This window comes from Enterococcus sp. AZ129 (genome assembly GCF_051714505.1).
In the GTDB taxonomy this organism is placed as follows: domain Bacteria; phylum Bacillota; class Bacilli; order Lactobacillales; family Enterococcaceae; genus Enterococcus; species Enterococcus faecalis.
The window spans coordinates 2,425,001-2,449,236 of record NZ_JBIORY010000001.1; the positions used below are offsets into that span (position 1 = coordinate 2,425,001).

Below are 24,236 nucleotides of genomic sequence, written 5' to 3' on the forward strand. Positions count from 1 at the left end.
GGCAGTCTCGCTAGAGTGCCCAACTAAATGATGGCAACTAACAATAAGGGTTGCGCTCGTTGCGGGACTTAACCCAACATCTCACGACACGAGCTGACGACAACCATGCACCACCTGTCACTTTGTCCCCGAAGGGAAAGCTCTATCTCTAGAGTGGTCAAAGGATGTCAAGACCTGGTAAGGTTCTTCGCGTTGCTTCGAATTAAACCACATGCTCCACCGCTTGTGCGGGCCCCCGTCAATTCCTTTGAGTTTCAACCTTGCGGTCGTACTCCCCAGGCGGAGTGCTTAATGCGTTTGCTGCAGCACTGAAGGGCGGAAACCCTCCAACACTTAGCACTCATCGTTTACGGCGTGGACTACCAGGGTATCTAATCCTGTTTGCTCCCCACGCTTTCGAGCCTCAGCGTCAGTTACAGACCAGAGAGCCGCCTTCGCCACTGGTGTTCCTCCATATATCTACGCATTTCACCGCTACACATGGAATTCCACTCTCCTCTTCTGCACTCAAGTCTCCCAGTTTCCAATGACCCTCCCCGGTTGAGCCGGGGGCTTTCACATCAGACTTAAGAAACCGCCTGCGCTCGCTTTACGCCCAATAAATCCGGACAACGCTTGCCACCTACGTATTACCGCGGCTGCTGGCACGTAGTTAGCCGTGGCTTTCTGGTTAGATACCGTCAGGGGACGTTCAGTTACTAACGTCCTTGTTCTTCTCTAACAACAGAGTTTTACGATCCGAAAACCTTCTTCACTCACGCGGCGTTGCTCGGTCAGACTTTCGTCCATTGCCGAAGATTCCCTACTGCTGCCTCCCGTAGGAGTCTGGGCCGTGTCTCAGTCCCAGTGTGGCCGATCACCCTCTCAGGTCGGCTATGCATCGTGGCCTTGGTGAGCCGTTACCTCACCAACTAGCTAATGCACCGCGGGTCCATCCATCAGCGACACCCGAAAGCGCCTTTCACTCTTATGCCATGCGGCATAAACTGTTATGCGGTATTAGCACCTGTTTCCAAGTGTTATCCCCCTCTGATGGGTAGGTTACCCACGTGTTACTCACCCGTCCGCCACTCCTCTTTCCAATTGAGTGCAAGCACTCGGGAGGAAAGAAGCGTTCGACTTGCATGTATTAGGCACGCCGCCAGCGTTCGTCCTGAGCCAGGATCAAACTCTCATAATAAAAGTTAGAACAATCTTGCGATTGTTAAGCTCAATTTGTTTGCTAGCATATTGCTTGCTTGTTAAAAATGTTTGTTGTCTTGAATTGAATCAAGACGCCCTACACATTTGGTTCGTCTATTCTTTGTTCAGTTTTCAAAGGTCTACGTTACCTCGCAGCAACTTTTATATCATAACAAACTTTCGTTTGAATGTCAAGAACTTTTTTAAAAAAGTTTTTTAAGTTGTTTTGCTCGGTTGTTGTTGTCTGTTGTGACAACTTCTATATCTTATCATCTCGCTTGTTATTTGTCAACAACTTTTTTGTTGTTTTTTCAAACTTTTTTCGAGAGATTTGAAATCAAGAATTGTTATTTAATTATTGATTTCTGAATCGCTCAGCTGTGTGACTCGCCTTGCGACATGTAATAATATATCAAGATTTTGATGTTTGGTCAACACTTTTTTTCAAAAAAATTAAAAGAAGTTTTCAATCTGTTTTCATTCTTTTCAATTATTTCGTTTTTAAACTTTTTAAATCCTAATTGTCTATCAAAACAGTTTAATTCCTTATTAAAAATCGAACAATTTGAATCATATATTTGAAATAGTTCGATTAACTTTTTTACGTCCAACATAAAAAAAGAAAGAATCTGTTCAATTATCGACAGATTCTTTCTTTTTTGTTTAAAACATTGGGACACCTTCAATATGATATTTTGACCAAATCGTTTTTAATTCTGCAGGTGCTACCCATGTATAGTCTTTATCCATTTCATTTTTAAGTGCTTGTTCATCCATCTCGAAGACAAACAGCGGAACATTTTCTTTATTGATATGCGCGTTAGTTAATTCTACTAAGCTAATTGAAGTAACGTCCAATTGAACCTCTTCTTTGAACCATTGTAGCATACTAGCTAAACCCGTCATCTCATCAGAAACTTTTGCCATCGCAAACTCAATCGCTTCACCTATTGGATGCATCAAAAATTTTTTACTACCATCGTTTAAGTTCAGTATGATTGTTCCAGCGACTTTTTTGTTAGACACGACATCCACCTCAATTAATTTTTAGATTCACTAACAAAAGAAATTGTAACACACTTTCTGAAAAAATACAGAATTATTTTTCAAGCAACTTATCCATTGCTTCATCAATCCATTCTGGAAGTTCTTTGTCTAAGGTTGCAAAGCCAATTTTTTTATTCTTATCTGTAAAATATTTTTTGCGTCGATGGTTCACTGAATGAACTTTGTCTTCAAGGGTTCGTAAAGATAAGCTAATCTTTTGAGAATATTCATCAACATCAATAACTTGAACGGTTACTTTTTGTCCAACGGTTAAGAGTCCATGGATATTTTTGGTAAAGCCAGCTTGTACTTCCGAAACATGAATCAGTCCTTGTGTTTCTTCGTCTAAAGAAACAAATGCGCCATATGGTTGAAGTCCGGTAATTGTGCCAGAAAGTACCATACCAATTTTGTACTTCATCAAATTTCCTCTTTTCATACGATAAATTTCTTTTTCCGTTTCTACTCATTTAAAATAATAGCATTTTTTCAACGTTTGTGCATTATTTCTTCCCTAGTTGTTAAAACTATTGTTTCATCTTTTAAGCAAAATCTACTATACTATAGGAAGTAAGACTTTATATAGAAGAAAAGGAGTTATCTTATGTTTAATTTTAATGAAACCATTGAGCGTCGCCACACGAATTGTGTTAAATGGGACACCGTTGAAACGAGTTACCACGAAAAAGATTTACTACCTTTATGGGTTGCTGATATGGATTTCAAAGTACATCAGCCTATTCTTGATGCCTTGTCACAAGTTATTGAACAGGGCATTCTAGGATATGCGGTGGCACCTAATGAACTGTATCAAGCAATTCAAGATTGGCAACGGCAACACCATCAATTGATTGTTGAAAAAGAAGAAATTTTGTTTAATAGTGGCGTGGTACCCAGTTTGGCCACAGCCGTTCAAGCGTATACAGCACCTGCTGATTCTGTCATGATTTGTGATCCAGTCTACCCCCCTTTTGCAGATTTGGTAAAACAAAATGAGCGTAGACTTGTGCGCCATTCTTTACTAGAAGTTAACGGACATTATGAAGTTGATTTGGTTAAAATGGAACAACAGATAATCGAAGAAAAGGTGAAACTGTTACTTTTTTGTAATCCCCATAATCCTGGTGGACGTGTTTGGACAAAAGAAGAATTGCTAGCAATTGGCCGTTTGTGCCAAAAACACCAAGTAACTGTAGTTAGCGATGAAATCCATCAGGATTTGATTTTCAAACCGCATACCTTCACTTCCTTCACTGTCGCTGATGAAGCATTTAAGGAATTCACTGTTACCTTAACCGCGGCAACGAAAACCTTTAATTTAGCGGGGATTAAAAATTCAATGCTGTTCATTCCTAATGAAAAACTACGGCAATCTTTCGTATCTTTACAAGACAAAAATCATCAAGGCGGTATCAATACTTTTGGCTACGTGGGAACGGCAGCTGCCTATCAAACAGGGGAAGAATGGCTAACGGCGTTACTGGATTATTTAAAAGAAAATATTGATTTTGCCCTTTCCTTTTTCCGTGAAGAGCTGCCTAGCGTTCGTGTAATGGAGCCTGAAGGAACCTATCTTTTATGGTTAGACTTTAGTTCTTATTCGCTAACGGATCGGGAACTTCGCGATACCTTAATTCATAAGGGGAAAGTGGTTTTAAATCCAGGAATTAGTTTTGGTCCCCAAGGTTCTCAACACATGCGTTTAAACTTAGCTTGTTCAAAAGAAACTCTCGAAGAAGGCCTTTTACGTATCAAAAAAGCCTTTAATTAAAAACAGCTGTCCTAGTTTTTAGGACAGCTGTTTTTAATTCTTTCTTTTGCGTTTAGCTAAATAAACTCTGACGAACCAGATACCTGAAAATAGAAGCAAAATTTCTCCAATTATGATTGTATAAAATCCTGGTTCATGAACGATTCCTTGCTGATCTACATACGTAAAAAACGTTCCTATAAATGGGAGTATTACCGCAAACAAAGCCAAGGCCATTGGATATCTGTATTTTTCTAACAAATTTGCTTCCTCTCCTTCTATTCTTTAACTCAGTATCCTATAAAGACTTCATTAAAAGAAGCGATTTGGATGCTTTTAAAAAAAAGTTAGTCGTTTTAAGAAAAAAATAAAGAGTACCAACGAATTTGTCCCTCGTTGATACTCTCTTTTTCAATTGATTAAACTTATTCACCAATGATTTCAACTGTGTCCATCACGACGTCAAATGTTGGACGGTCTTGGGCATCCCGTTGGACTCCACCAATTTCATCCACTACATCCATACCATCAACAACATGACCAAAAACAGTATGACGGAAGTCTAACCAAGGTGTTCCGCCTTGTTTGTAAGCTTCAATAATTTCTTCTGGAAAACCAGCATCTTCTAACTGACTCATCATTTGAGCTGGAACATTTTGATTAGTAACAACAAAGAATTGGCTGCCATTTGTGTTAGGACCAGCATTTGCCATTGACAATGCGCCACGCAAATTGAAAACATCCCGAGAAAATTCATCCTCAAATGCTTCTCCATAAATACTTTCGCCGCCCATTCCTGTTCCGGTTGGGTCACCGCCTTGAATCATAAAATCAGGAATCACACGATGGAAAATAACGCCATCATAGTAGCCCTTTTTCGCTAATTCAACAAAATTTTCAACCGTTTTAGGCGCTTGTTCTGGGAATAATTGAACAGTGATGTCGCCGCGGTTTGTTTTAATGACCGCTTTTGGGCCTTTAGCATTTTCTAAATCTAATTGTGGAAATTGTGACATGAGAATGTCCTCCTAGATAATTATTTTATAGTTCCATCATATCGAAAAATGCTGAAAATTGCTATGATCTTTTTCCAATGATTAAAGAATGCTTTGATTCGTTAGCCAAACTTGCTTTTTTCGAAAAGCCGTGCTATTTTGTGAAGTGTTCGCAAAACGATCAATAGTTGTCTCAACCCTAAATGAATTAGGAGGAATTTTCAAATGTCTGATGAAAAAGATATTTATGATTTAACAATTATCGGCGGCGGTCCTGTTGGATTATTTGCCGCTTTTTATGCGGGAATTCGTAAAGCGAAAACGAAAATCATTGATAGCCTGCCGCAATTAGGTGGTCAGCTAACAATGCTGTATCCCGAAAAATATATTTATGATATTCCTGGATTCCCTGCTATTAAAGCCGGTGAGTTAATTGCCAATTTGGAAAAACAGATGCAGCCATTTCAGCACGATGTTTGCTTGGAAGAAGAGGTCACACACCTTGCACAGGAAGCAGATGGACTTTTGCGCTTAGACACAACTAAAGGCACACATTATTCTAAAACGGTTATCTTTGCGATTGGTAACGGTGCTTTCCAACCTCGACGTTTAGCTATCGAAAATGTTGAAGCCTTTGAAGGTGAGTCAATCCATTATTATGTGACTGACATGAAAAAATTCGCTGGCAAAAAAGTTGCGATTGCTGGTGGCGGCGATTCCGCAATTGACTGGGCTTTAATGCTAGAAAACGTTGCAGAAGAAGTATCTATTATCCATCGTCGCCCACAATTTCGCGGCCACGAACATAGCGTGGAACAACTGGAAAAATCTAGCGTTTCTATCAGAACTCCTTATATCATTAGTGATATTTTAAAGGAAAACGAAACGTTCACAGGCATCCAATTAACGGAGACAAAAGGTGACCAAACATTGGATCTCCATCTGGATGATTTAATTATCAATTATGGCTTCACTTCTTCTTTAACACACCTCAAAGAATGGGGATTAGACGTTTCTAGAAATGCTATTAATGTTCATTCCGATATGTCAACTAACATTCCTGGTGTATACGCTGTAGGGGATATCTGTTCCTATGAGGGAAAAGTGAAATTAATCGCTACAGGCTTTGGTGAGGCACCTACTGCCGTAAATAATGCTTTACATTACTTACGGCCCGATGCTCGACGTCAACCAGTTCATAGTACAAGTTTATTTGAAAACGGCGTACCTAAATAAGGTTAGCACTGGACTTTAGCAGTTTTTAAGCCAAGGACAAAAATCTAAATCGGATTTTTGTCCTTGGCTTTCTGCTTTACTGAAAAGCCTTTCTTTTTCTCTTTTAAATTTATTTTTGATACAATAAAAAGTGCTAGGAGGAAGAAAGATGAACCAACCAATTATTTATTTAAATGAAGTATTCAACGAAGAACAACTGGAACAAGTGAAAGCTGTGGCGCCCAATTATCTAGTTAAAACATCTACCGATCATTTATCCTCTGCTGAAGAAGAGGCAATCGAAATTATGTTAGGCTGGCATAAAGAAATTGGTCCGCGTTTATTAGCCTCTGATACTAGTCACCTAAAATGGATTCAGCTCATTTCTGCTGGTGCTGATTATATGGATTTTGATAAATTAAGAGAAAAAGGCATTCTGTTGTCTAATGGTAGCGGAATCCATAGTGTTTCTATCTCAGAACATGTTTTAGGCGTTTTATTAGCACATACCCGCGGACTGCAAGAAAGTATCCAACAACAAATGCAACACACATGGAATCAAACAGCCCCTTCCTATCAACAACTTTCTGGGCAAAAAATGTTAATCGTAGGCACTGGGCAAATCGGACAACAATTAGCTAAATTTGCTAAAGGTTTAAATCTTCAAGTTTATGGCGTGAATACCTCTGGACATGTGACGAAAGGCTTCATTGAATGCTATTCACAGAAGAATATGAGTAAAATTATCCATGAAATGTCCATTGTTGTGAACATTCTTCCTTTGACTGAAACAACAAAACATTTATACAATCAGGCACTTTTTGAAAAAATGGCTCCTGAAACAATTTTCGTAAATGTTGGTCGCGGCGCCTCAGTAGCAACGAACGATTTGATAACTGCCTTAAACAATAAAACCATTGCTTTTGCTGCCTTAGATGTCTTTGAAGAAGAACCTCTTCCCGAAGATAGCCCTTTATGGGAGATGCAGAATGTTTTATTAACACCTCATATTTCTGGCATGACACCGAAGTTCAAATCAAAATTACTGGCGATTTTTATTCCAAACTTAAATCAATTTGTGACGGATCAGACCCTCGTCAAAAACCAAGTTTCCTTAAAAAAAGGCTATTAACTCAAAAAAGGCCTTCAACCATCTTTCAAGTAATTGCATGGTTGAAGGCTTTTTTTGCTATTTTTTACCAGATAACCTTGAAGTTATCATTTGTCGACGCTTGAATGATTGGATGTTTTTTTAAATATTCTGCAATCAGTTCCGTCATATCAATTTGGATTTCTCGAATAATTTTTTCAGGTTGGAACATTTGATAGTTTCCGCCACCGACTGCACGGTATTGATTTGTCACGATTTCCAAAACATCTTCTGCTTGCACTGCTTTGCCATGATAATTAAGTTTCGTCACTCTTTCACCAAACGGTTGTCTTAAATCAAGCGTATACTCAATGCCTTCATACATATCATAATTATAGTATTGTGGTTTTGGATCGACATATTTCGGGTTAAAAATTGGTTGGCCTTTTTCTAACACAAAATAAGTAGCGCTTTGTTCTAACGCTTCACGGAGGTCTTGTCCAGTGACACGCAATACAGCCAAGGTATTTGGATAAATATAGTTGGTAATGATATCGCGCATCGTAATTTGGTTATTAAACCCTTTGCCTTCATTGTTAAAAAGTGCAGTCCCTGAAATATCCGTTCCGCTTGAAGCCATTTGGACGTTATTAATAAATTCTATATATGGATGTTCTTTGAGGCGTACGGCATTCGGATTTTGAATCGTCATATCCCCTTCCACATTTCCCACTGGTTGATCAAGCCACTCTTCTACCTCGTCATGTAACGCTGTTGTCAAAGCTAAAACTTCTGCATCTGGTTGTTCGTTTCCAACAGGATGAATAGCTGCGTCACTTTCAATAACGCGATAGCCTTTAGCCATAGGTTCAATTTCTAAAGTAATTTCTCCAACAAAAGCTCCTCGAAAACCTGGTTGAATCACAGGTATTCCATTCAGTTTTGTAGCAATTTCTCGATGTTGGTGACCCGTGACTAAGGCATCAATCCCAGGAACTTTTTCCAATAAATCGTAGCCTTCATTTTCTCCTGTTAGTAATTCCGTGGGTTCCCCTGTTTCTAAATCTTTTTCAAAACCGCCATGGTAAGCGACAACAACTAGGTCTGCTTCTTCCCGCAGTTTTGGCACGTATTCCGCCGCTGTTTCAACGACACTTTTAAACGTTAAATCTTTGACTGTTGCCGGCTGTTCCCAATGAGGAATATATTGGGTCGTCACGCCAAGGATGGCTACTTTAACCCCTTGTTTTTCTATGATGACATACGGCTGACCGAAATAAGGTTGTCCATCTTTACCAAGAATATTGGCAGCTAAAACTGGCTGTTGATAACTGGCAATAGTTTCCTTTAAATAATCTAAACCGTAATTAAATTCATGGTTGCCTAAAATGCTAACATCATAATTCATTTGATTAATGATTTTAGTGATGGCTTCCACTGAATGTGTTTCTGCTTTTCTTACGTAGTAACTAAGCGGCGAACCTTGAATAAAATCCCCATTTTCAATTTGAAAAACTGGTCCTTTGGCAGACGCCCGTAACTTTTTCAGCATGGTTGCTGCTTTTGCGGTTCCAAAAGGCAAATCCATCTTTTTTTCACTATAACTTGTCGGCATAATATACCCATGCATATCACTTGTTGCTAAAATTTTTATTTGCATTTTGTTTCTCTCCTTCTTCCGCCCAAAAGAACAGGAAGGTTAGAACACGAGCCATAACGACTCAGATCCCAACCTCCCACGTCTGTTTATTTATTGATTATTGGTTCCATGCTTGTTCAAATTGTGATGTTGCATCTTTCAATAATTTTTTCGTGTCTTTATTTGATGAAGCAAAAATACTTTCCATAATTGTCCGCATTTCATTATAGGCTGAGTCAGCATTTTCTTCTACTGGGATAGCGAATAAATCTTTTACTGCGTTTTCAAGTTGTGCAGGTACTTTGGTTGTCTTAGAATTTTTGTACTCATCACTGTGTAAAACAGATTCTAAAATTGGCATATAACCTGTTTGTTGTGCCCAGTACAATTGTGAATCAGGCGTTGCTAAGAATTTCATGAATTCAAATGCCGCTGTCCGTTGTTCTGGCGTAGCACTATCGAACATATAAATATCTGTTCCTTGTTGTAAGTTGATTTTTTCAGGACGTGGTGCAACACCGTATTCATAGCCACCAGCTTCAGCATCTTTTTGAACAAAACCAGCACCAGCAATACTACCGACAAACATTGCTACCTTTTTGTTTGCAAATGGGCCAGATAAATATTTATCTGAACCAGCTGTGCGGAAGTAACCTGCTTCGATACCATCACGGTAATAGTCCACGACTTCTTGTGAATCTTTGCTTGTTAAATCTAAGTCTTTATTAAAATCAACGCCTTTGTTTTTCATTCCAATTGCGTAATAGTTATTTAACGAGTCAAAACCAGCACCAACGACTTCTTTGTTGGATTTTTCGTAAATTGTTTTAGAAGCTTCTTTTAATTCCTCTAATGTTTTCGGTACTTCAACACCATATTCTTTCAACAAATCAGCATTATAAAATAACATTTCTGTCGATTTATTAAATGGAATGCCGTATTGTTTGCCGTCGATTTTGGCGCCGTCTAACAATACTTCACGAATTGGTTCTGCATCTTTCCAGCCGATTGTGTCATCATCCATATATGGTTTTAAGTCCACTAACATTTCATCTTGTGCAGCATTCCATAACCAGCCTGGGTACGCTTGCGTAATTGTTGGTAAATCTTTTGGTGAAGTTAAAGTCGAATTGATTTTGGCTTGTAAATCAGGGTAAGCAGATTGATTTTGTAATTCCACTTTAATTTTTGGATTTTCTTTCATGAAGTCTTTCGTTAATTTTGTTAACGCTTCTTCTTGAACCCCATTCATTGCATGCCAGAAAGTGATTGTCGTATCTTCCTTCACTTCTTTCACAATATCGTTTGATTCTTTGGCCCCATTACCGTTACCACAAGCCCCCAATGCGAAAATAGCTGCGGTTGCTAACACTGTTGTTGCTAGAGTTTTGAACTTCATTTTTTTCTCTCCCTTAAAAAAATTTATAAAACAATTTGCTCGCCACGTTCTGGCAATATTCTTTCACCATACGGGTTTTCCAGTTTTTCTGGTTTTAACGTATGGATTGGAACCAATACTTGAGGTTCAATCAATGCAATAATTTTATCCAGATCTTCTGGAATTGCATGTCCTGAACAAGCTAAACGGACAAAAGTAATGTCTTTATTAGCCAACAAATCTAAAAACACGCGATACTGTGGATCAAAGTCCCCTAACGGTTGTGCATCACTGTGAATGTATAAACTACCTTCTTGGAGGTTGTCAAACTGGTTCACAACTTGCCACAAATAGTCTGTTTTGTCCTTTAGTAACGTGTCATACGGGATTTCTAACGCTGGATTCAATTCTGGTATTTTACCAGATTCAGCATAATAATAACGAACTTCTATTCCAAATACTTCAAGTAACAACGCAGCCATATTTGCTTCTAAAACGACTGTACGTGGTGACTTTTCAATAATCTTAGCAAAACGTTCTACGTTTGCTGGATAACCATTAAAGGTAATTTGTCGATTCGGGTTTTCTAGTTCTAAACGAACCAAGTGCTGAACAAGATCTTCTTCACTGACAACCGCTATTTGGGCTGGATCTGGTTCACGTTCTGGGAAGCTAATGCTTACGCCTTCCATCATTAATAATTCAGTATGTTTGGCTTTTTCACAAAAAGCTAAAGTCTCTTCACGATTATGGCCATGTAAGCGCAAATCACCTGTGTATGTGATGAAATGGTCAGGCGTGCGAATCAGTAATGCCGAAGCACCGTACGCATCATGATCAACAGGTACGATTTCCACTGAAATTTCGCCAACTTTAATCACATCGTTTTTATTAAGACCAATCATTTCTCGGGTAAAATTCTTTTCTTCAAACGGTGATGGAATCAAAAAATCACCTTTTCGATTTAAACTATTTAGAATCATTTTCGTTTCTTTTAGGGTGTACAACGGAACAGCTGGGTCTAAATAATTAATCATGCGTGAATGATCTAAGTGGGCATGAGATAAGAAAACAGCTGTGTGTTGATACTCTTTGTCTTCTGCACCATGATATTCATAACCTAAACGTGGATCATATAAGTCTTTTAATTCTGGCACTAAACGGTTATTAATTAAGGTTTCAATGTGATCATCGGGCAAATCTAATTCTGGTCGAAATTCTGTACCAAAATCAAAGAAGATATGGGCATCTTTATACGCCACTTCAATCACGGTTCCTCCAATTGTTAAAATGCCACTGTGAAAAGTCACAGTTGTTTTAGCCTTTGATTCCATTTTTTGCAACTCCTCTGATAATTTCTTTTCTGAAAATCAAGTAAATAATTAAAATTGGAATAACGGTTAATGTTGCAGCAGCCATTTGTAAATGTACGTCACTACCGCTCTCTGTCGCAAAGGCCGATAGTCCATTATTCAATAGACGGTATTTTTTCTCGTTCGTCACCAACAATGGCCACAAGAAAGAATTCCAACTAGAAATAAATGTTAAAATCCCTACTGTTACCAACGCTGGTTTTGACATTGGTACTAAAATACGCCAAATATATTCTAAATCACTAGCGCCATCAATCTTGGCAGCCTTGTAAAAAGTATCAGGAATACCTTTTAAATAACCGTTTAAATAGTAAATATAAAAAATACTAGTTAAAAATGGAATAATTAAGGCGCTGTAAGTATTTAACAAACCTAATTGCGCAATCGTTTGATAATTGGTAAAAATAATAGATTCATACGGAACCATTAACAACGAAATCATCAAAGCAATGACCACATTTTTAAAACGGAACTTCAAACTCGTTAACGCGAATGAAGCTAACACGGCGGTGACTACCGTAGCAATCGTTGTAACACCTGAAACAAAGACTGTGTTCAAGAAATACCGAAGAAAGGGTGCTTTTTGAAAGACCTCTGTGTAGTTTTGCCATTGTGGTTGTTTTGGAAACATGGTTGGCGGCATGCTGGTCGCTTCAGAGTAACTCATTAAACCAGCTAAAATCATATAGACAAATGGAAATAACGTAATAACGGCTAAAATGCCTAAGAAAACAAATGCGATAATCGTTAAAACTTTTTTCATTGGCTTATTGCCCCACTTTCTTTAAGAGTTTATTTTGTAAGAAAGTGACCACTAAAATAATCACAAATAAAATCACTGTGGCGGCCATCGCAATTCCGGGACGCCCTGCAATGTGGAATTTGTCATAAATATAGTACACTGCGGTTGTGGCACTGTTGGCAATCCCCGCACGACCACCGAATAAAGCATAAACTTGTGTATAAACTTTAAAGGCGCCAATTAAATTGACCGTTAATAAAAAGGCAATGGTCGGGACTAGCTGCGGAAACGTAATACGTCGGAAAATTTCGCCGTCTGAGGCACCAAACATTTTCGCTATTTTAAAGTGTTCTTCATCAATATTTCTCAAGCCCGCCAACAAAATAATAATATTAAATGCTAAACTCGTCCAAACCCCAAAAATAATCAATGTTGGCATACTCATTTGAACATTATCTAGCCAGTTGACAGAAGGAATACCGAAAAATCCTAAGACGTAATTGACAATTCCATAATCGCCATTAAAGAAGTAACGGAAGACAATCCCAATGGCAATCGTACTCGTTACATAAGGCATAAAGAAAATCGTTTCAAAGAAACTCTTATGTTTAACTTTTTCAAAGATAATCCAAGCAATTGCTAGGGAAATTATCAAGGCAATCGGTACCACAGCAAATGCATAGAGCGCTGTATTTTTTAACGCTTTATAGAAGATTGGATCATTCAATACACGTTGATAATTTTCTAAACCAGCGTAGCGTTGGTTAATTAAGGAACCTTTTTGGAAGCTCATCCACAAAGAACGAAACAGCGGATAAACGCTAAACAGTAAAATGATTCCTAATGATGGCAGAAGGAAGAGCCATGCTTTTGGTTGATTTTCTGGATTGTATTTTTTCATTAGTAAACCCGGTCTCCCGCTTCGTTAAAGATAAATACTTTTTTATATGAAAAATCAAAAGATAAAGTGTCTCCTTCTTCAATCGCTTCTTCTACACTTACAATTGATTTCACTTGTTCATTTCCTAATGTAAATCGTAAAATACGTTCTCGACCAATCAATTCCACTAAATCTGTCGTTGTGGTAAAGAGACCTGTTTCAGTTGGTACCACATCTTCTGGACGAGAAGCAAACGTATATTTCCCGTCAGTCATTGGCATTTTAAAGCGTGCTTGCTCAAAACGCTCAAGCGGAATTTCAAAACTTTCATGGTACATTTTGCCGTCTTTCACTTCAACAGACAATAAATTAATAATTGGGTTACCTATGAACTGAGCAACAAATAAGTTATTTGGTTCTAAGTAAAGGTTTTGAGGTTCATCATTTTGTTGAATAACCCCTTCGTTTAATAAAATAATTTTATCACTGATTGATAGCGCTTCCTCTTGGTCGTGCGTTACAAAGATTGTTGTAATGCCTACTTCTTTCACCAAGCGGCGGATTTCTTCACGAATTTTCAAACGCAAACGTGCATCCAAGTTACTTAAAGGCTCATCTAATAATAAAACATCTGGTTTTTGAACTAACGCCCGGGTAATCGCAACACGCTGTTGTTGACCACCAGAAAGTGTGCCTGGCTTTTTATGGCTTAACTCTTCAATATTCGTTAGTTTCATATATTCTTCGGCAATAGCTTGTGCCTCTGCCTTGGGAACTTTCTTACTTCCTACCGTCAAAGGAAACATTACGTTTTCTAGAACAGTCATATGTGGATATAAGGCATAGTTTTGAAAAACGAACCCGATGTTCCGATCTTTTGGTGCTGTTTTGACAACCGATTGCTGTCGAAACTGAATATCTCCATCACTTGGATGTAATAAACCTGCAATTAAGTTTAAAATTGTGGATTTCCCACACCCACTTGGTCCTAACAAACAAACCAAGTCCCCTTGCTCAATCGTAAAATTGACCGATTTTAACGCTTCAAACCCATTATCGAATACTTTTTTCAAGTCGATAACTTCTATCATGACCCAACCTCCAAAAAAACATTTAATAGCATACCTTTTGATTTTAACATTTATTTCTTGCAACCGCGAGAGCAAAGCTGTTTCATTAAGATAAAAATAGGTAAAGTTAATGTATTTTTTATGTAAAAAATGTTGTTTTTCTGAAAAGTCTATTCACACTTTTTTTAATGCACAACAAAAAAACAGAGAATTTTTCTCTGCTTTTTTGGTTATTTTTTAGAATCTTTTTCTGATTCCTTTACAATATAAATTGGTCGTTTTTTCGTTTCTAAGAAAATTTTGCCGATATATTTGCCAATAATTCCTAAACATAATAGTTGCAAACCACCTACAAAAAGTACAATACAAACCATTGAAGGCCAGCCGCTTGTTGGATCACCATTAACTAATGTTCGAAAGATAATCACTAACATTGCTAGTGCAGAACCAATACACGAAAAGGCGCCAACGTATGAAGCAATATTCAATGGTGTTTCTGAAAAATTGACAATCCCGTCAATTGAATAACTTAATAGACTCCAGAAAGACCAAGAGGTTTCTCCAGCAATTCGTTCTCGATTTTTAAATTCAATATATTCTGTTTTAAAGCCGACCCAACTAAAAATCCCTTTTGAGAAACGATTATACTCAGATAACTCTAAAATCGCATCGACCATTTGTCGGGTCATGACACGAAAGTCACGGGCACCATCCACCATTTCCGTCTCAGCAATCCGATTAATGAGTTTATAGAACATCCGTGCAAAAAAGCTACGAATGGGCGGTTCGCCGTCTCTTGTTATGCGTCGTGTGCCAACACAATCTAAATCTGTACTGGTTTCAATCATCTCAATCATTTGAGGTAATAACTCAGGCGGGTCTTGTAAATCAACGTCCATGACTGTCACTAAGTCACCTGTTGCTTCTTTTAAACCAGCGTATAAGCCTGCTTCTTTCCCAAAATTTCGTGAAAAAGAAAGATAACGGACCTTCTCTGGATGTTCGCGATAAAGCTGTCTTAAAACAGCTAACGTATTATCTTTTGAGCCATCATTCACAAATATATATTCTACTGAATGAGACAGTTGCTGGCTAATTTTTTCTACTTCTTCAAAAAACAGCGGAATCGCTGCTTCCTCATTATAACAAGGGACAACAATTGATAGCATTTTATTTCCTCCACACTTCAGTTAATTATCATTATACCATATGATAGCCTTATTAAATAACGATATCCAATTAAGAATAGCTTAATTAAATAGAAAGAACCTGAGAAAAAATCCAAAACGATTTTTTCTCAGGCTGACTAGCGGTTAAACGAAAGCAATAGAAATAGTCCTACGCACTACTTCAGCCTCTTTTGTTTAGCACTAAAATTATTTTGTTAAATCTTCTTGGTTTGCTTCAAATTGATAACGCGGTTCATCATTCTTTTCATCATAATCAACAATCAAATCATACCCTTTAAAGAACCAATCATCTGTTTCTTCAATAAAATAGGTAATCCCATCTAGGTTCTCTTTAATCATTGGCTCATCTGGCGCTTCTACAGACATCGCAATGGAAAAACCATCATGAACAGGTGTTTTTCCGTAAATTTTTCCGAAAAAACGAATGCCTGTCTCAGGCTGAACCCCGGTTTCTTCTTTAAACCATTGTTGGGCTTTCGGTGTCACTTCTAATTTCATTCTTTGTTCCTCCTTCACATCTCTGTCGCCATTTATTGTAGCACAGCGCAGTGCTTTTAGAGAATAAAGTGCTTAGCCATTCATTTTTTCATCTAATAAATCAACATCTGCGGTATCACCGATAACTAATAAATTGTCGTTTTCTCGAACAATTTCAGAAGCATCTGGCGAAGCAATTACTTCTGTTTTCGAGCGGCGAATCGCTACCACAGTTAAACCAAATCGCTGACGGAAATTTAATTCTGCTAAGGTTTTATTGTAAAATTTAGGATTGGTGACCCGAACCTCAGCTAATGAAAATTCGCTAGATAATTCAATATAATCTAAAATATTGCGTGAAACAAGTTTATGGGCAATTCGAATACCCATATCTCGCTCTGGGTGAACGACCATGTCTGCCCCAATTTTATCTAAGACACGGGCATGATATTCATTGACTGCTTTGGCCAAGACATTGGGAACCCCCATCTCTTTAACCATTAGTGTCACTAAAATACTCGCTTGAATATCTTCACCAATTGCCACCACTACGTGATCAAAATTCCGAATTCCTAAAGAACGCAACGTCATTTCATCTTGGGCGTTAGCCACCACTGCATGCGTTGCAATATTCATATATTCATTGACACGGTCTTCACTGCTGTCAATGGCCAAAACTTCTTGACCAGCTTCCACCAAAGTTTGGCATATGCTGCCGCCAAAACGTCCTAAACCAATAATTGCAAAATTTTGTTTCATTTCTTCTGACCGCTCCTGTCTGTTCGTTAAAATTAGTATAACAAATCCATAAATAAATTCCTAGAAGGATTTCCTAGAATTTATTTATGGATTTATCTGATATTTATTTGGCTAAACCATGTTGAAAAGCATAAATCGCCGCTTGGGTCCGATCATCCACATCTAGTTTTGCTAAAATGTTTGAAACATGTGTTTTAACTGTTTTCAAAGTGATAAAGAGTTCATCAGCAATTTCCTGATTACTTTTACCTTGTGCAATCAACATTAAAATTTCGTGTTCTCGGTTTGTCAAATCTTCGTGCAACACCGGCTCTTGTTTTTTTGTTAACCGTTCCATCATCTTATGCGTCACTTCAGGTTCCAACACACGCTCTCCGCGATAAGTCGCCCGAATTGCATCGGCAATCTCATGTGCTGTTGATGTTTTTAATAGGTAGCCCGCTGCACCAGCTTCAATCGCCGGATACACTTTTTCATCATCAATAAAACTCGTCACAATAATAATCTTGGCTTCTGGCCAATCTTTCAAGATCGCTTTGGTTGAATCAATGCCGTCCATTTCTTCCATTACCAAATCCATCAAAATAACATCTGGACGTAGTTCCAATGCTTTTTCATAGCCAATCTTACCGTTTTCTGCTTCGCCTACGACTTCTATATCCTCTTGAATAGATAAATATGATGAAACGCCTAAACGGACCATTTCATGGTCATCCACTAACATTACTTTGATCACTTGCAGTTTCCTCCTTTATGACAGGAACTTTAATTTCAACGCTGGTTCCCTGCCCTTTAAAACTAATAATTTTAACTGTACCGCCCATGCCGACAACACGTTCTCGAATATTATTTAAGCCATAACTACCGGCTTTATTACTTTGTTCCTTCATATCAAAGCCGACACCATCATCAACAATACGCAATAACACGTTTTTATCGACTTGGTGTAAATATACCTCTAATTCCTTTGCTTTGGCATGTCTTAAGGTATTTGAAAGTAATTCCTGCACAATTCGGAAAAGATGATCCTCAATACTGCTATTTAAATGAACATCTTCAACATCCCAAATCAATTCAATTTTAATTTTTGTTTGTAGTTCTTTCAGTAATTGTTCAATACCTTTACGCAAACTTTTTCCTTCTAGACTGATAGGACGCAAGTGCAATAATAACGCGCGCATTTCCGATTGGGAGGCATTAATGATTTCTGCCACCATGGCTAGTTGTTTACGATATGGTTCCGGGGTTTCTGTTCGTTGTGCTTGTTCATTTAAGGCAGACAACATCATCATGGCTGCAAAAAGTTGTTGACTGACTGAATCATGCAACTCCCGCGCCAAACGATGCCGCTCGTTCTCTAAAATTTCTTCTTTTGTTTGCCCATCCATTAATTGCGGTCGACTGTTTAATAATTGCAATTCTTTAGACATCTCTAATAATTTATTTTTAATCGACCAAATATCTTGTTCGACTTCGGTTAGATAATGATCTTGATTTTCACTGGTCGTTGGTTTGTTTAAGACTGGACTTTCATAATTACCGTTGGCCAATAACCGAAGTTTTTCTTCAATCCGTCCATATTGCCCTTTTTGAACCAAGGAAATCAGTAAAAAGGTCAATAAGCCTATTAGTAAGGATATGAGAACAATGTGCACAATTAGTGGTAGATAAAAGACTTTTCTCTGAAGAAGCTCTAATAGCCACCGGTTTTGTTTAATCGAATGAAAATATGAAAACAATGTAATTAAGATAACAATAAAGGTGCTAAGGGACGCATATAATGAAATCATGCGTCTTGAAATCCGATCGGTCATACACGGATCACCTCAACATCTCCTACTAAAGTGTTCGTCATAATTTTCAAACGACGAAGATTGGTATCATAATCATTGCTGTAAATTTTTAATGATTCGTTTTTCAATTGATATTTTTCTTCTTCAAAACGTACCGTTCCGTAAAAAGTTGAATGTTCTAACAAAATAGCTACACCTAACGGTACTAGAATTCGCGTGCGGCCAAAACCTTTACGAATAATAATAATATTGTCTTCTTTCGGTAGTAGCGTATTACCTAAATCAATAATGGTGTCCCCAGAAATTAAATCAATATTGATATCATCCCATTCATAGATATTGTTACCAATGCGTTCGTTGGCAAACCAACGGCGTTTAAATCGTTTGCCATTTTTAGGTTCTTTTGCCGCCGTCTCCACCATAATCATTTGTTTTTTTCGCCAAGGTGCTCGCTCAGCTATATCCACGCCTGAAATCTCAAAGCCTTTTAAGCCGATAAAGAGTACGCCAAAAATCAACATAAACCAAACAGCTGTACTGTTCATTGCACCAATGACAATAAAAACAACGCCGAGGACGAATTGAAAGTTGTTAAAATGTGTTTTAGATGCTTTCCTGGAAACATAGGCCACAAGTAAAACGCCAATTGTTAATAAAACAGCTAATCCAGGATTATGTACAATTTGCCATAACGCCAGAATAAAAAGTAATGCTTCTGCGACGATAAAAAAGCGCCAAGGGTTATTCATAGATTTGCCTCCTCCCTCTGTCATTTATTTTACTCGTTTATTTTATTTAATCATAGTGGTTTGCGCCTCAGGTTACCATAGGACTTTAGCCCTAAATGTCTTAGATTGCGAAAGGACAGGCCTTGGAAGCTGCCTGCCCTACTCAATTATTTAGTTTGCTTCAACTTTTGTAATTTTAACTGTCATGTCGCCACCAGGTGTTGCAATAATCACTTGGTCACCTAATTGTTTACCAATTAAGGCTTGCGCAATCGGTGAATCGTTAGAAATTTTACCAGAAAATGGATCGGCTTCGGCACTTCCTACGATTGTGTATTCCTCTTCTTCTCCATCAGGCAATTCTTGGAAAGTAACTGTTTTACCGATGGAAACTTCGTCTTGGTCCACGCCATCATTATCGATGATTTCTGCAAAACGAATCATATTTTCTAACGTTGTAATACGTCCTTCAACGAAAGCTTGTTCATCTTTAGCTGATTCATACTCTGAGTTCTCTGAAAGATCCCCAAAGCTACGAGCGATTTTAATACGCTCTACGATTTCTTTACGTTTAATTGTTTTTAATTCTTCTAGCTCTTGTTCTAATTTTTCTTTTCCTTCAAGAGTCATTGGATATACTTTTTCTACCATGTTAATTCTCCTTTTTCGCTTAACGATACGTAGTTCTTGGTTGGTTATTGAAAAAAATTCCGCTTTCAATCCACAAAAGAGTACCACGCTTTTTCTAAATTGTAAATATAATTATTGAATTTTTGTGATTTTGCTAAATTTTATTTATATAAATTTCTAGTTGCTACGCTTTCCCTCTCTTAAACAGATTACTTTTTGAGTATCTAAAAGCTTGGTGAATCATACAAAATTGATTCACCAAGCTCTTTTATGTTTTCATTTTATTCACTACTTGAATTATTGACATACTGATCTACTAATACTTGATGTTCTTCATATGTTTTTGAGAAGTATACTTTTCCTGTAGAAATATCTGCTACAAAGTATAAATAGTCACTTGGTGTCGGATTCAAGACTGCTTTAATTGACTCCTCACTTGGGCTATCTAATGGTCCTGGTCCATAACCAGTATTTTTATACAAGTTATAAGACGAGTCCACTTCCAAGTCAGCATACGTTACAGTTTCTTTGTGTTCTCCTAGAGCATACAAAATAGAAATATCTGATTGGATCGGCATATCGGCAGCCAAGCGGTTAAAGAATACTTGCGCAATTTGTTTGCGGTCTGCTTCTTTGACTCCTTCTTTTTCAACCAATGAAGCTAACGTTAAGACTTGCTGATTGGTTAAATTCTTTGCATGAATTGTCGGCGTATATTGTTCCATTACTGTGTTCATTTTAGCAATCATTTGTTCGACAAATTCAGGAAGTGTTGCTTTTTTGTAGTAATCATAAGTTGCCGGGAATAAATAGCCTTCTAAGCGATAACGAACACCTTCTGCGGTTGCAGCACTTTCAAGTAAATCAGGATACTTAGCCTTCATTTGATTGAAGAAGTCTTCGTTTTTCATTAATGCAATGAAATCTGCTTTCTTGAAATCCGTATTTTTTTCAATGGCTTCGCCAATTTTATCTATATCGTAGCCTTCAGGAATCGTTACTTTGCCATCTGCGATTTTAGTTGGTTCTGGCGTGCCTCCTTCTTTTAGCATTTCACCAATTTCATCGAGTGTCATGCTTGGAGACATTTGATAATAGCCCGCTTGAAAATCTGTTAAGTTTTTAAATTTTACGTAGTAGTTAAAAACCATTCCGCTTTTAATGACGTTGCTTTCTTCTAAAACCGCAGCAATTTGCTTATTAGAAGATCCTTCTGGGATATGCACTTGAACAAGCTTCTTATTGTTCTTATCTAGTGGTTGTAGCCCAGCGTCTACATATTTATAAAAAGTAAACCCAAAGATTGCCATCATTAAAACCAATACAGAAACTACAATTAACACGATACGACCGACTAAACGATCTTCTTTTTTACGTGTTTGTTTTTTTGTATTTGTTGGCTTTTCGTCTGTTTCAATCGGGGTTGGCTCTTCGACTGTCTGTGTTGTCTTGTCTTTCCCACGTCTTCGAGCAGCTCTAGAACCTGCACGTGTTTGTGTTGTGCGGCTCGCTGTTTCTTGTGATTCATCAGATGAAGGTTGGGGAGACCTATCATTTTTTTCAGAGGAATCAGGTTGATCGCCATCATTTCTACCTTTTAAAGACCCAGTTACTTGGTCTCTAAGCGAAGATTTGGGATCTTGGTTATTTTGGTTATCATTAGCCAAAACTAACCCTCCTTACTATTCTATCGTTTATGACTGAAACTATTATACATGAAACCTCTTTAAAATTAAATGTTTTTAATAAAAAGACCGTCATTCCCCGATAAAAAATTCATCATTGACAACGTTTAAAGCCTATGATGGCGCTTTTCTATTGAAACGATAATAAATCTTAAAATCCTCCTAAATTTATCGAAAATCCATTTTTTATTAAGAATTTTGTAGCAAAATAGCACCTAAGTCTTTAGGCGATTGTACTAGGAATGTCGCTCCCGCCTCTTGTAATTCTGTTTCTTCACCAAATCCATACAAGACACCTATACTATCTAAGCCATTTTGTTGAGCACCAAGAATGTCATGATTACGATCACCAACCATGATAATCGCTTCTTTGGTTGGGTCTAATTGAGCTTCCGTTAATGCATACTGAATCACATCTGCTTTTTTAGAACGATGACCGTCCATACTCGCTCCATAGATGCCTGTAAAATAACGATCTAAATCAAAATGAGTAATAATCTTTTTAGCAAATTCTTCTGGCTTGGAAGTCGCAATGTATAACTTTGCTCCCGCTTCCTTTAACCTTGTTAACACTTCTGGAATCCCTGGATACACATGGTTTTCAAACATACCTTTTCTCTGATAATACACTCGATAATGACCCACGGCTTGTTGCGCTGCTTCAGCTGAAGGCGCCATGTGCAAAAACGACTCATATAGAGGCGGCCCTATGAAAGAACGTAACGTCTCCTCGCTAGGAGCTGGCCAGCCTAATTGTTCTGTTGCGTATAAAATAGAACGCATAATGCCGCTACCAGAATCCGTAATTGTGCCATCTAAATCAAATAAAATCGTTTGATACATCTTCACTTCACTACTTTCTAGCATTTTTTGTCTAATTGATTCTTCAAAATAAGATACGCAAAAGAAGCACCTTTTCAGCGCTTCTCTGCCTTTTTATTTATTTTGCTGTAAACGTATCTGGTTTTTTATCTGATTGCTGCATTTCATAGGCAATGGCTTCAACGATTCGGCGGCTAGCTTGACCATCCCCATACGGATTTTGTGCATGCGCCATCGCGTGGTAAGCATCAGAATCAGTCAATAATGTTTTCGCCTCTTGATAGACTACTTGTTCGTCTGTACCAACCAATTTCAATGTTCCTGCCGCTACGCCTTCTGGACGTTCCGTTGTATCTCGTAAAACTAAAACTGGCACACCTAAGGAAGGGGCTTCTTCTTGCACACCGCCAGAATCAGTTAAAATTAAAGAACTTTTTGCTGCAAAATTTTGAAAATCTTTGACGTCCAATGGTTCAATTAAATGCACACGAGCTAATTCACCTAAATGTTCCGCTACTATTTCACGGACTTTGGGATTTTTGTGCATAGGGAAAATGACTTCAATTTCTGGATGTTCCATTACAAGTCGACGAACAGCTTTAAACACATTTGCCATTGGTAGGCCTAAATTTTCACGACGATGCATTGTGATTAGTACAATGCGTTGGTCTGTAGGGATTTTCTCCAATAAATCATTTTGATAGTGGGCATCAACGGTGTACGCCATCGCGTCAATCGCTGTATTGCCAGTCACATAAATATGTTCTTCTGGATGATTTTCTTTGATTAAATTGTCCTTACTTTGAGTGGTTGGGGCAAAATAAATATCAGTTAACACGTCTACCAGTTGACGATTCATTTCTTCCGGAAACGGAGAATATTTTTGCCAGGTCCGCAATCCTGCTTCCACATGTCCCACTGGAATCTGTTGATAAAAAGCAGCCAATGCAGCCGCAAATGACGTGGTTGTATCGCCATGAACCAAGACAATATCCGGCTGTTCTGTCACAAGAACCTCAGTTAATAAATTCAAAACACGACTTGTAATATCTGTTAAGGTTTGCCCATCTTTCATGATATTTAAATCATGATTCGGTGTAATTTGAAAATCTTCTAACACTTGATCCAACATTTGGCGATGTTGCGCTGTTACAACTACTACAGAGTCAAACCCTTGACTTTGCTCTTCTAAAACTTTGATTAAAGGGGCCATTTTGATTGCTTCTGGCCGTGTTCCAAAAACTGTCATTACTTTAATTTTCTTCATCATTTTCCTCCTAATTCTATGTTAGTTTCGGGTATTTTTGTTGGCGAAATTCTTCTGCTCGTTGAACATAATGTAAGGCGTTCGTATGATTACTGGCTATTTCTGCTGCCGTTAACGGACGGATAACCTTCGCAGGTCGACCAAATGCTAAAACATTTGGCGGGATAATTTTGCCTTCCGTCACTAAAGAGCCCGCACCAATCAGGCTGTTTTCTCCAATAATAGCATTATTCAGAATCGTTGACCCCATGCCAATCAAAGCACCATCACCGATTTTACAACCGTGTAACATGCATTGATGGCCCACCGTTACATACTTGCCTACAATTGTCGGGGCATCTTCATCAACATGAATAATCGTGCCATCTTGAATATTACTACCTTCACCAATGGTAATTGTGTTACTGTCACCTCTTAAGACCGACTGAAACCAAATATTACTATCCTTTGCTAGTTGTACGTTTCCATAGACATCTGCACTAGCAGCAATAAAATATTCTTTTTTCAAACTCTGTCACCTCTTT

At 37.9% G+C, this 24,236-nt stretch carries 25 protein-coding genes and 1 rRNA gene (1 of these 26 cut by a window edge); 3 read left to right on the forward strand and 23 right to left on the reverse strand.

From position 1 onward, the window contains the following. The 4 genes from IGJ90_RS11960 to IGJ90_RS11975 all read right to left on the reverse strand — a co-directional run. Positions 1 to 1,180, reverse strand: a 16S ribosomal RNA gene (locus tag IGJ90_RS11960); it reaches 381 nt to the left of the window's first position. A gap of 433 nt (positions 1,181 to 1,613) precedes the next feature. After that, entirely contained in the window at positions 1,614 to 1,862 is a 249-nt protein-coding gene (locus IGJ90_RS11965) for a hypothetical protein (protein WP_025186685.1), read from the reverse strand. Then, positions 1,846 to 2,217, reverse strand: coding sequence for a hypothetical protein (locus IGJ90_RS11970; protein WP_002385270.1), 372 nt, complete (start codon positions 2,215 to 2,217; stop codon positions 1,846 to 1,848). The genes IGJ90_RS11965 and IGJ90_RS11970 overlap by 17 nt, the downstream gene beginning before the upstream one ends. A 64-nt stretch (positions 2,218 to 2,281) precedes the next feature. After that, positions 2,282 to 2,650, reverse strand: a complete 369-nt coding sequence (locus IGJ90_RS11975; protein ID WP_002365178.1) for a CvfD/Ygs/GSP13 family RNA-binding post-transcriptional regulator — start codon at positions 2,648 to 2,650, stop codon at positions 2,282 to 2,284. Positions 2,651 to 2,833: 183 nt separating this feature from the next. On the opposite strand from IGJ90_RS11975, the gene IGJ90_RS11980 reads away from it, so the two are divergent. Then, positions 2,834 to 4,000: a MalY/PatB family protein gene (locus tag IGJ90_RS11980; protein WP_002367308.1), complete on the forward strand. Its 1,167-nt coding sequence runs from the start codon at positions 2,834 to 2,836 to the stop codon at positions 3,998 to 4,000. A gap of 33 nt (positions 4,001 to 4,033) precedes the next feature. Here the strand turns inward: IGJ90_RS11980 and IGJ90_RS11985 are convergent, their stop codons facing one another. Both IGJ90_RS11985 and IGJ90_RS11990 read right to left on the reverse strand, forming a co-directional pair. Beyond that, positions 4,034 to 4,240, reverse strand: coding sequence for a DUF3955 domain-containing protein (locus IGJ90_RS11985; protein ID WP_002355151.1), 207 nt, complete (start codon positions 4,238 to 4,240; stop codon positions 4,034 to 4,036). Between the two features lie 164 nt (positions 4,241 to 4,404). Further along, entirely contained in the window at positions 4,405 to 4,995 is a 591-nt protein-coding gene (locus IGJ90_RS11990) for a peptidylprolyl isomerase (protein WP_002361120.1), read from the reverse strand. 204 nt (positions 4,996 to 5,199) lie between these two features. Between IGJ90_RS11990 and IGJ90_RS11995 the strand changes: the two genes are divergently transcribed. Then, positions 5,200 to 6,210: an NAD(P)/FAD-dependent oxidoreductase gene (locus tag IGJ90_RS11995; RefSeq protein WP_002367309.1), complete on the forward strand. Its 1,011-nt coding sequence runs from the start codon at positions 5,200 to 5,202 to the stop codon at positions 6,208 to 6,210. Between the two features lie 148 nt (positions 6,211 to 6,358). Next, entirely contained in the window at positions 6,359 to 7,321 is a 963-nt protein-coding gene (locus IGJ90_RS12000; protein WP_252654259.1) for a phosphoglycerate dehydrogenase, read from the forward strand. 64 nt (positions 7,322 to 7,385) lie between these two features. Here the strand turns inward: IGJ90_RS12000 and IGJ90_RS12005 are convergent, their stop codons facing one another. From IGJ90_RS12005 to IGJ90_RS12085, 17 genes are all read right to left on the reverse strand, one after another. Next, positions 7,386 to 8,939: a bifunctional metallophosphatase/5'-nucleotidase gene (locus tag IGJ90_RS12005; protein ID WP_252654258.1), complete on the reverse strand. Its 1,554-nt coding sequence runs from the start codon at positions 8,937 to 8,939 to the stop codon at positions 7,386 to 7,388. A 97-nt stretch (positions 8,940 to 9,036) separates the two neighbouring features. Then, the gene (locus tag IGJ90_RS12010; RefSeq protein WP_002359172.1) at positions 9,037 to 10,317 is read right to left on the reverse strand and encodes an extracellular solute-binding protein; all 1,281 of its coding nucleotides are present in this window, start codon (positions 10,315 to 10,317) and stop codon (positions 9,037 to 9,039) included. Positions 10,318 to 10,340: 23 nt separating this feature from the next. Next, positions 10,341 to 11,630, reverse strand: a complete 1,290-nt coding sequence (locus IGJ90_RS12015; RefSeq protein WP_002367311.1) for an MBL fold metallo-hydrolase — start codon at positions 11,628 to 11,630, stop codon at positions 10,341 to 10,343. Then, entirely contained in the window at positions 11,614 to 12,432 is an 819-nt protein-coding gene (locus tag IGJ90_RS12020; protein ID WP_002355144.1) for a carbohydrate ABC transporter permease, read from the reverse strand. Before IGJ90_RS12020 ends, IGJ90_RS12015 begins: the two co-directional genes overlap by 17 nt. A 4-nt stretch (positions 12,433 to 12,436) precedes the next feature. Beyond that, on the reverse strand, positions 12,437 to 13,312 hold the full coding sequence (locus IGJ90_RS12025) for a carbohydrate ABC transporter permease (protein ID WP_002355143.1): 876 nt from the start codon (positions 13,310 to 13,312) through the stop codon (positions 12,437 to 12,439). Further along, complete coding sequence (locus tag IGJ90_RS12030; protein ID WP_002385276.1) at positions 13,312 to 14,445, reverse strand: ABC transporter ATP-binding protein; 1,134 nt, start codon at positions 14,443 to 14,445, stop codon at positions 13,312 to 13,314. The genes IGJ90_RS12025 and IGJ90_RS12030 overlap by 1 nt, the downstream gene beginning before the upstream one ends. Positions 14,446 to 14,591: 146 nt before the next feature. After that, positions 14,592 to 15,530 (reverse strand): glycosyltransferase family 2 protein, encoded by a 939-nt coding sequence (locus tag IGJ90_RS12035; protein WP_002373102.1) that lies wholly within the window; start codon positions 15,528 to 15,530, stop codon positions 14,592 to 14,594. Between the two features lie 207 nt (positions 15,531 to 15,737). Next, positions 15,738 to 16,067 carry a HesB/YadR/YfhF family protein gene (locus tag IGJ90_RS12040; RefSeq protein ID WP_002355140.1) on the reverse strand — a complete coding sequence of 110 codons (330 nt, stop codon included), beginning with the start codon at positions 16,065 to 16,067 and terminating at the stop codon, positions 15,738 to 15,740. Between the two features lie 54 nt (positions 16,068 to 16,121). Continuing rightward, a complete protein-coding gene (locus tag IGJ90_RS12045) occupies positions 16,122 to 16,787 on the reverse strand; it encodes a potassium channel family protein (protein WP_002355139.1) in 666 nt (221 codons plus the stop codon). Positions 16,788 to 16,890: 103 nt separating this feature from the next. Beyond that, entirely contained in the window at positions 16,891 to 17,523 is a 633-nt protein-coding gene (locus tag IGJ90_RS12050) for a response regulator (protein ID WP_002355137.1), read from the reverse strand. After that, positions 17,498 to 18,601, reverse strand: a complete 1,104-nt coding sequence (locus tag IGJ90_RS12055) for a sensor histidine kinase (protein ID WP_002365182.1) — start codon at positions 18,599 to 18,601, stop codon at positions 17,498 to 17,500. The genes IGJ90_RS12050 and IGJ90_RS12055 overlap by 26 nt, the downstream gene beginning before the upstream one ends. Beyond that, positions 18,598 to 19,329 (reverse strand): cell wall-active antibiotics response protein LiaF, encoded by a 732-nt coding sequence (gene liaF / locus IGJ90_RS12060; protein ID WP_002381168.1) that lies wholly within the window; start codon positions 19,327 to 19,329, stop codon positions 18,598 to 18,600. The genes IGJ90_RS12055 and liaF overlap by 4 nt, the downstream gene beginning before the upstream one ends. A 150-nt stretch (positions 19,330 to 19,479) precedes the next feature. After that, on the reverse strand, positions 19,480 to 19,959 hold the full coding sequence (gene greA, locus IGJ90_RS12065) for a transcription elongation factor GreA (RefSeq protein ID WP_002355133.1): 480 nt from the start codon (positions 19,957 to 19,959) through the stop codon (positions 19,480 to 19,482). Between the two features lie 260 nt (positions 19,960 to 20,219). After that, the gene (gene mltG, locus IGJ90_RS12070) at positions 20,220 to 21,605 is read right to left on the reverse strand and encodes an endolytic transglycosylase MltG (protein WP_002375722.1); all 1,386 of its coding nucleotides are present in this window, start codon (positions 21,603 to 21,605) and stop codon (positions 20,220 to 20,222) included. A 207-nt stretch (positions 21,606 to 21,812) separates the two neighbouring features. Further along, positions 21,813 to 22,490, reverse strand: coding sequence for an HAD family hydrolase (locus IGJ90_RS12075; RefSeq protein WP_438768198.1), 678 nt, complete (start codon positions 22,488 to 22,490; stop codon positions 21,813 to 21,815). A 73-nt stretch (positions 22,491 to 22,563) separates the two neighbouring features. Then, positions 22,564 to 23,715: a non-hydrolyzing UDP-N-acetylglucosamine 2-epimerase gene (wecB, locus tag IGJ90_RS12080; RefSeq protein WP_002385282.1), complete on the reverse strand. Its 1,152-nt coding sequence runs from the start codon at positions 23,713 to 23,715 to the stop codon at positions 22,564 to 22,566. Positions 23,716 to 23,728: 13 nt separating this feature from the next. Then, positions 23,729 to 24,220 carry a gamma carbonic anhydrase family protein gene (locus IGJ90_RS12085; RefSeq protein ID WP_002367316.1) on the reverse strand — a complete coding sequence of 164 codons (492 nt, stop codon included), beginning with the start codon at positions 24,218 to 24,220 and terminating at the stop codon, positions 23,729 to 23,731. Positions 24,221 to 24,236 lie beyond the last annotated feature (16 nt).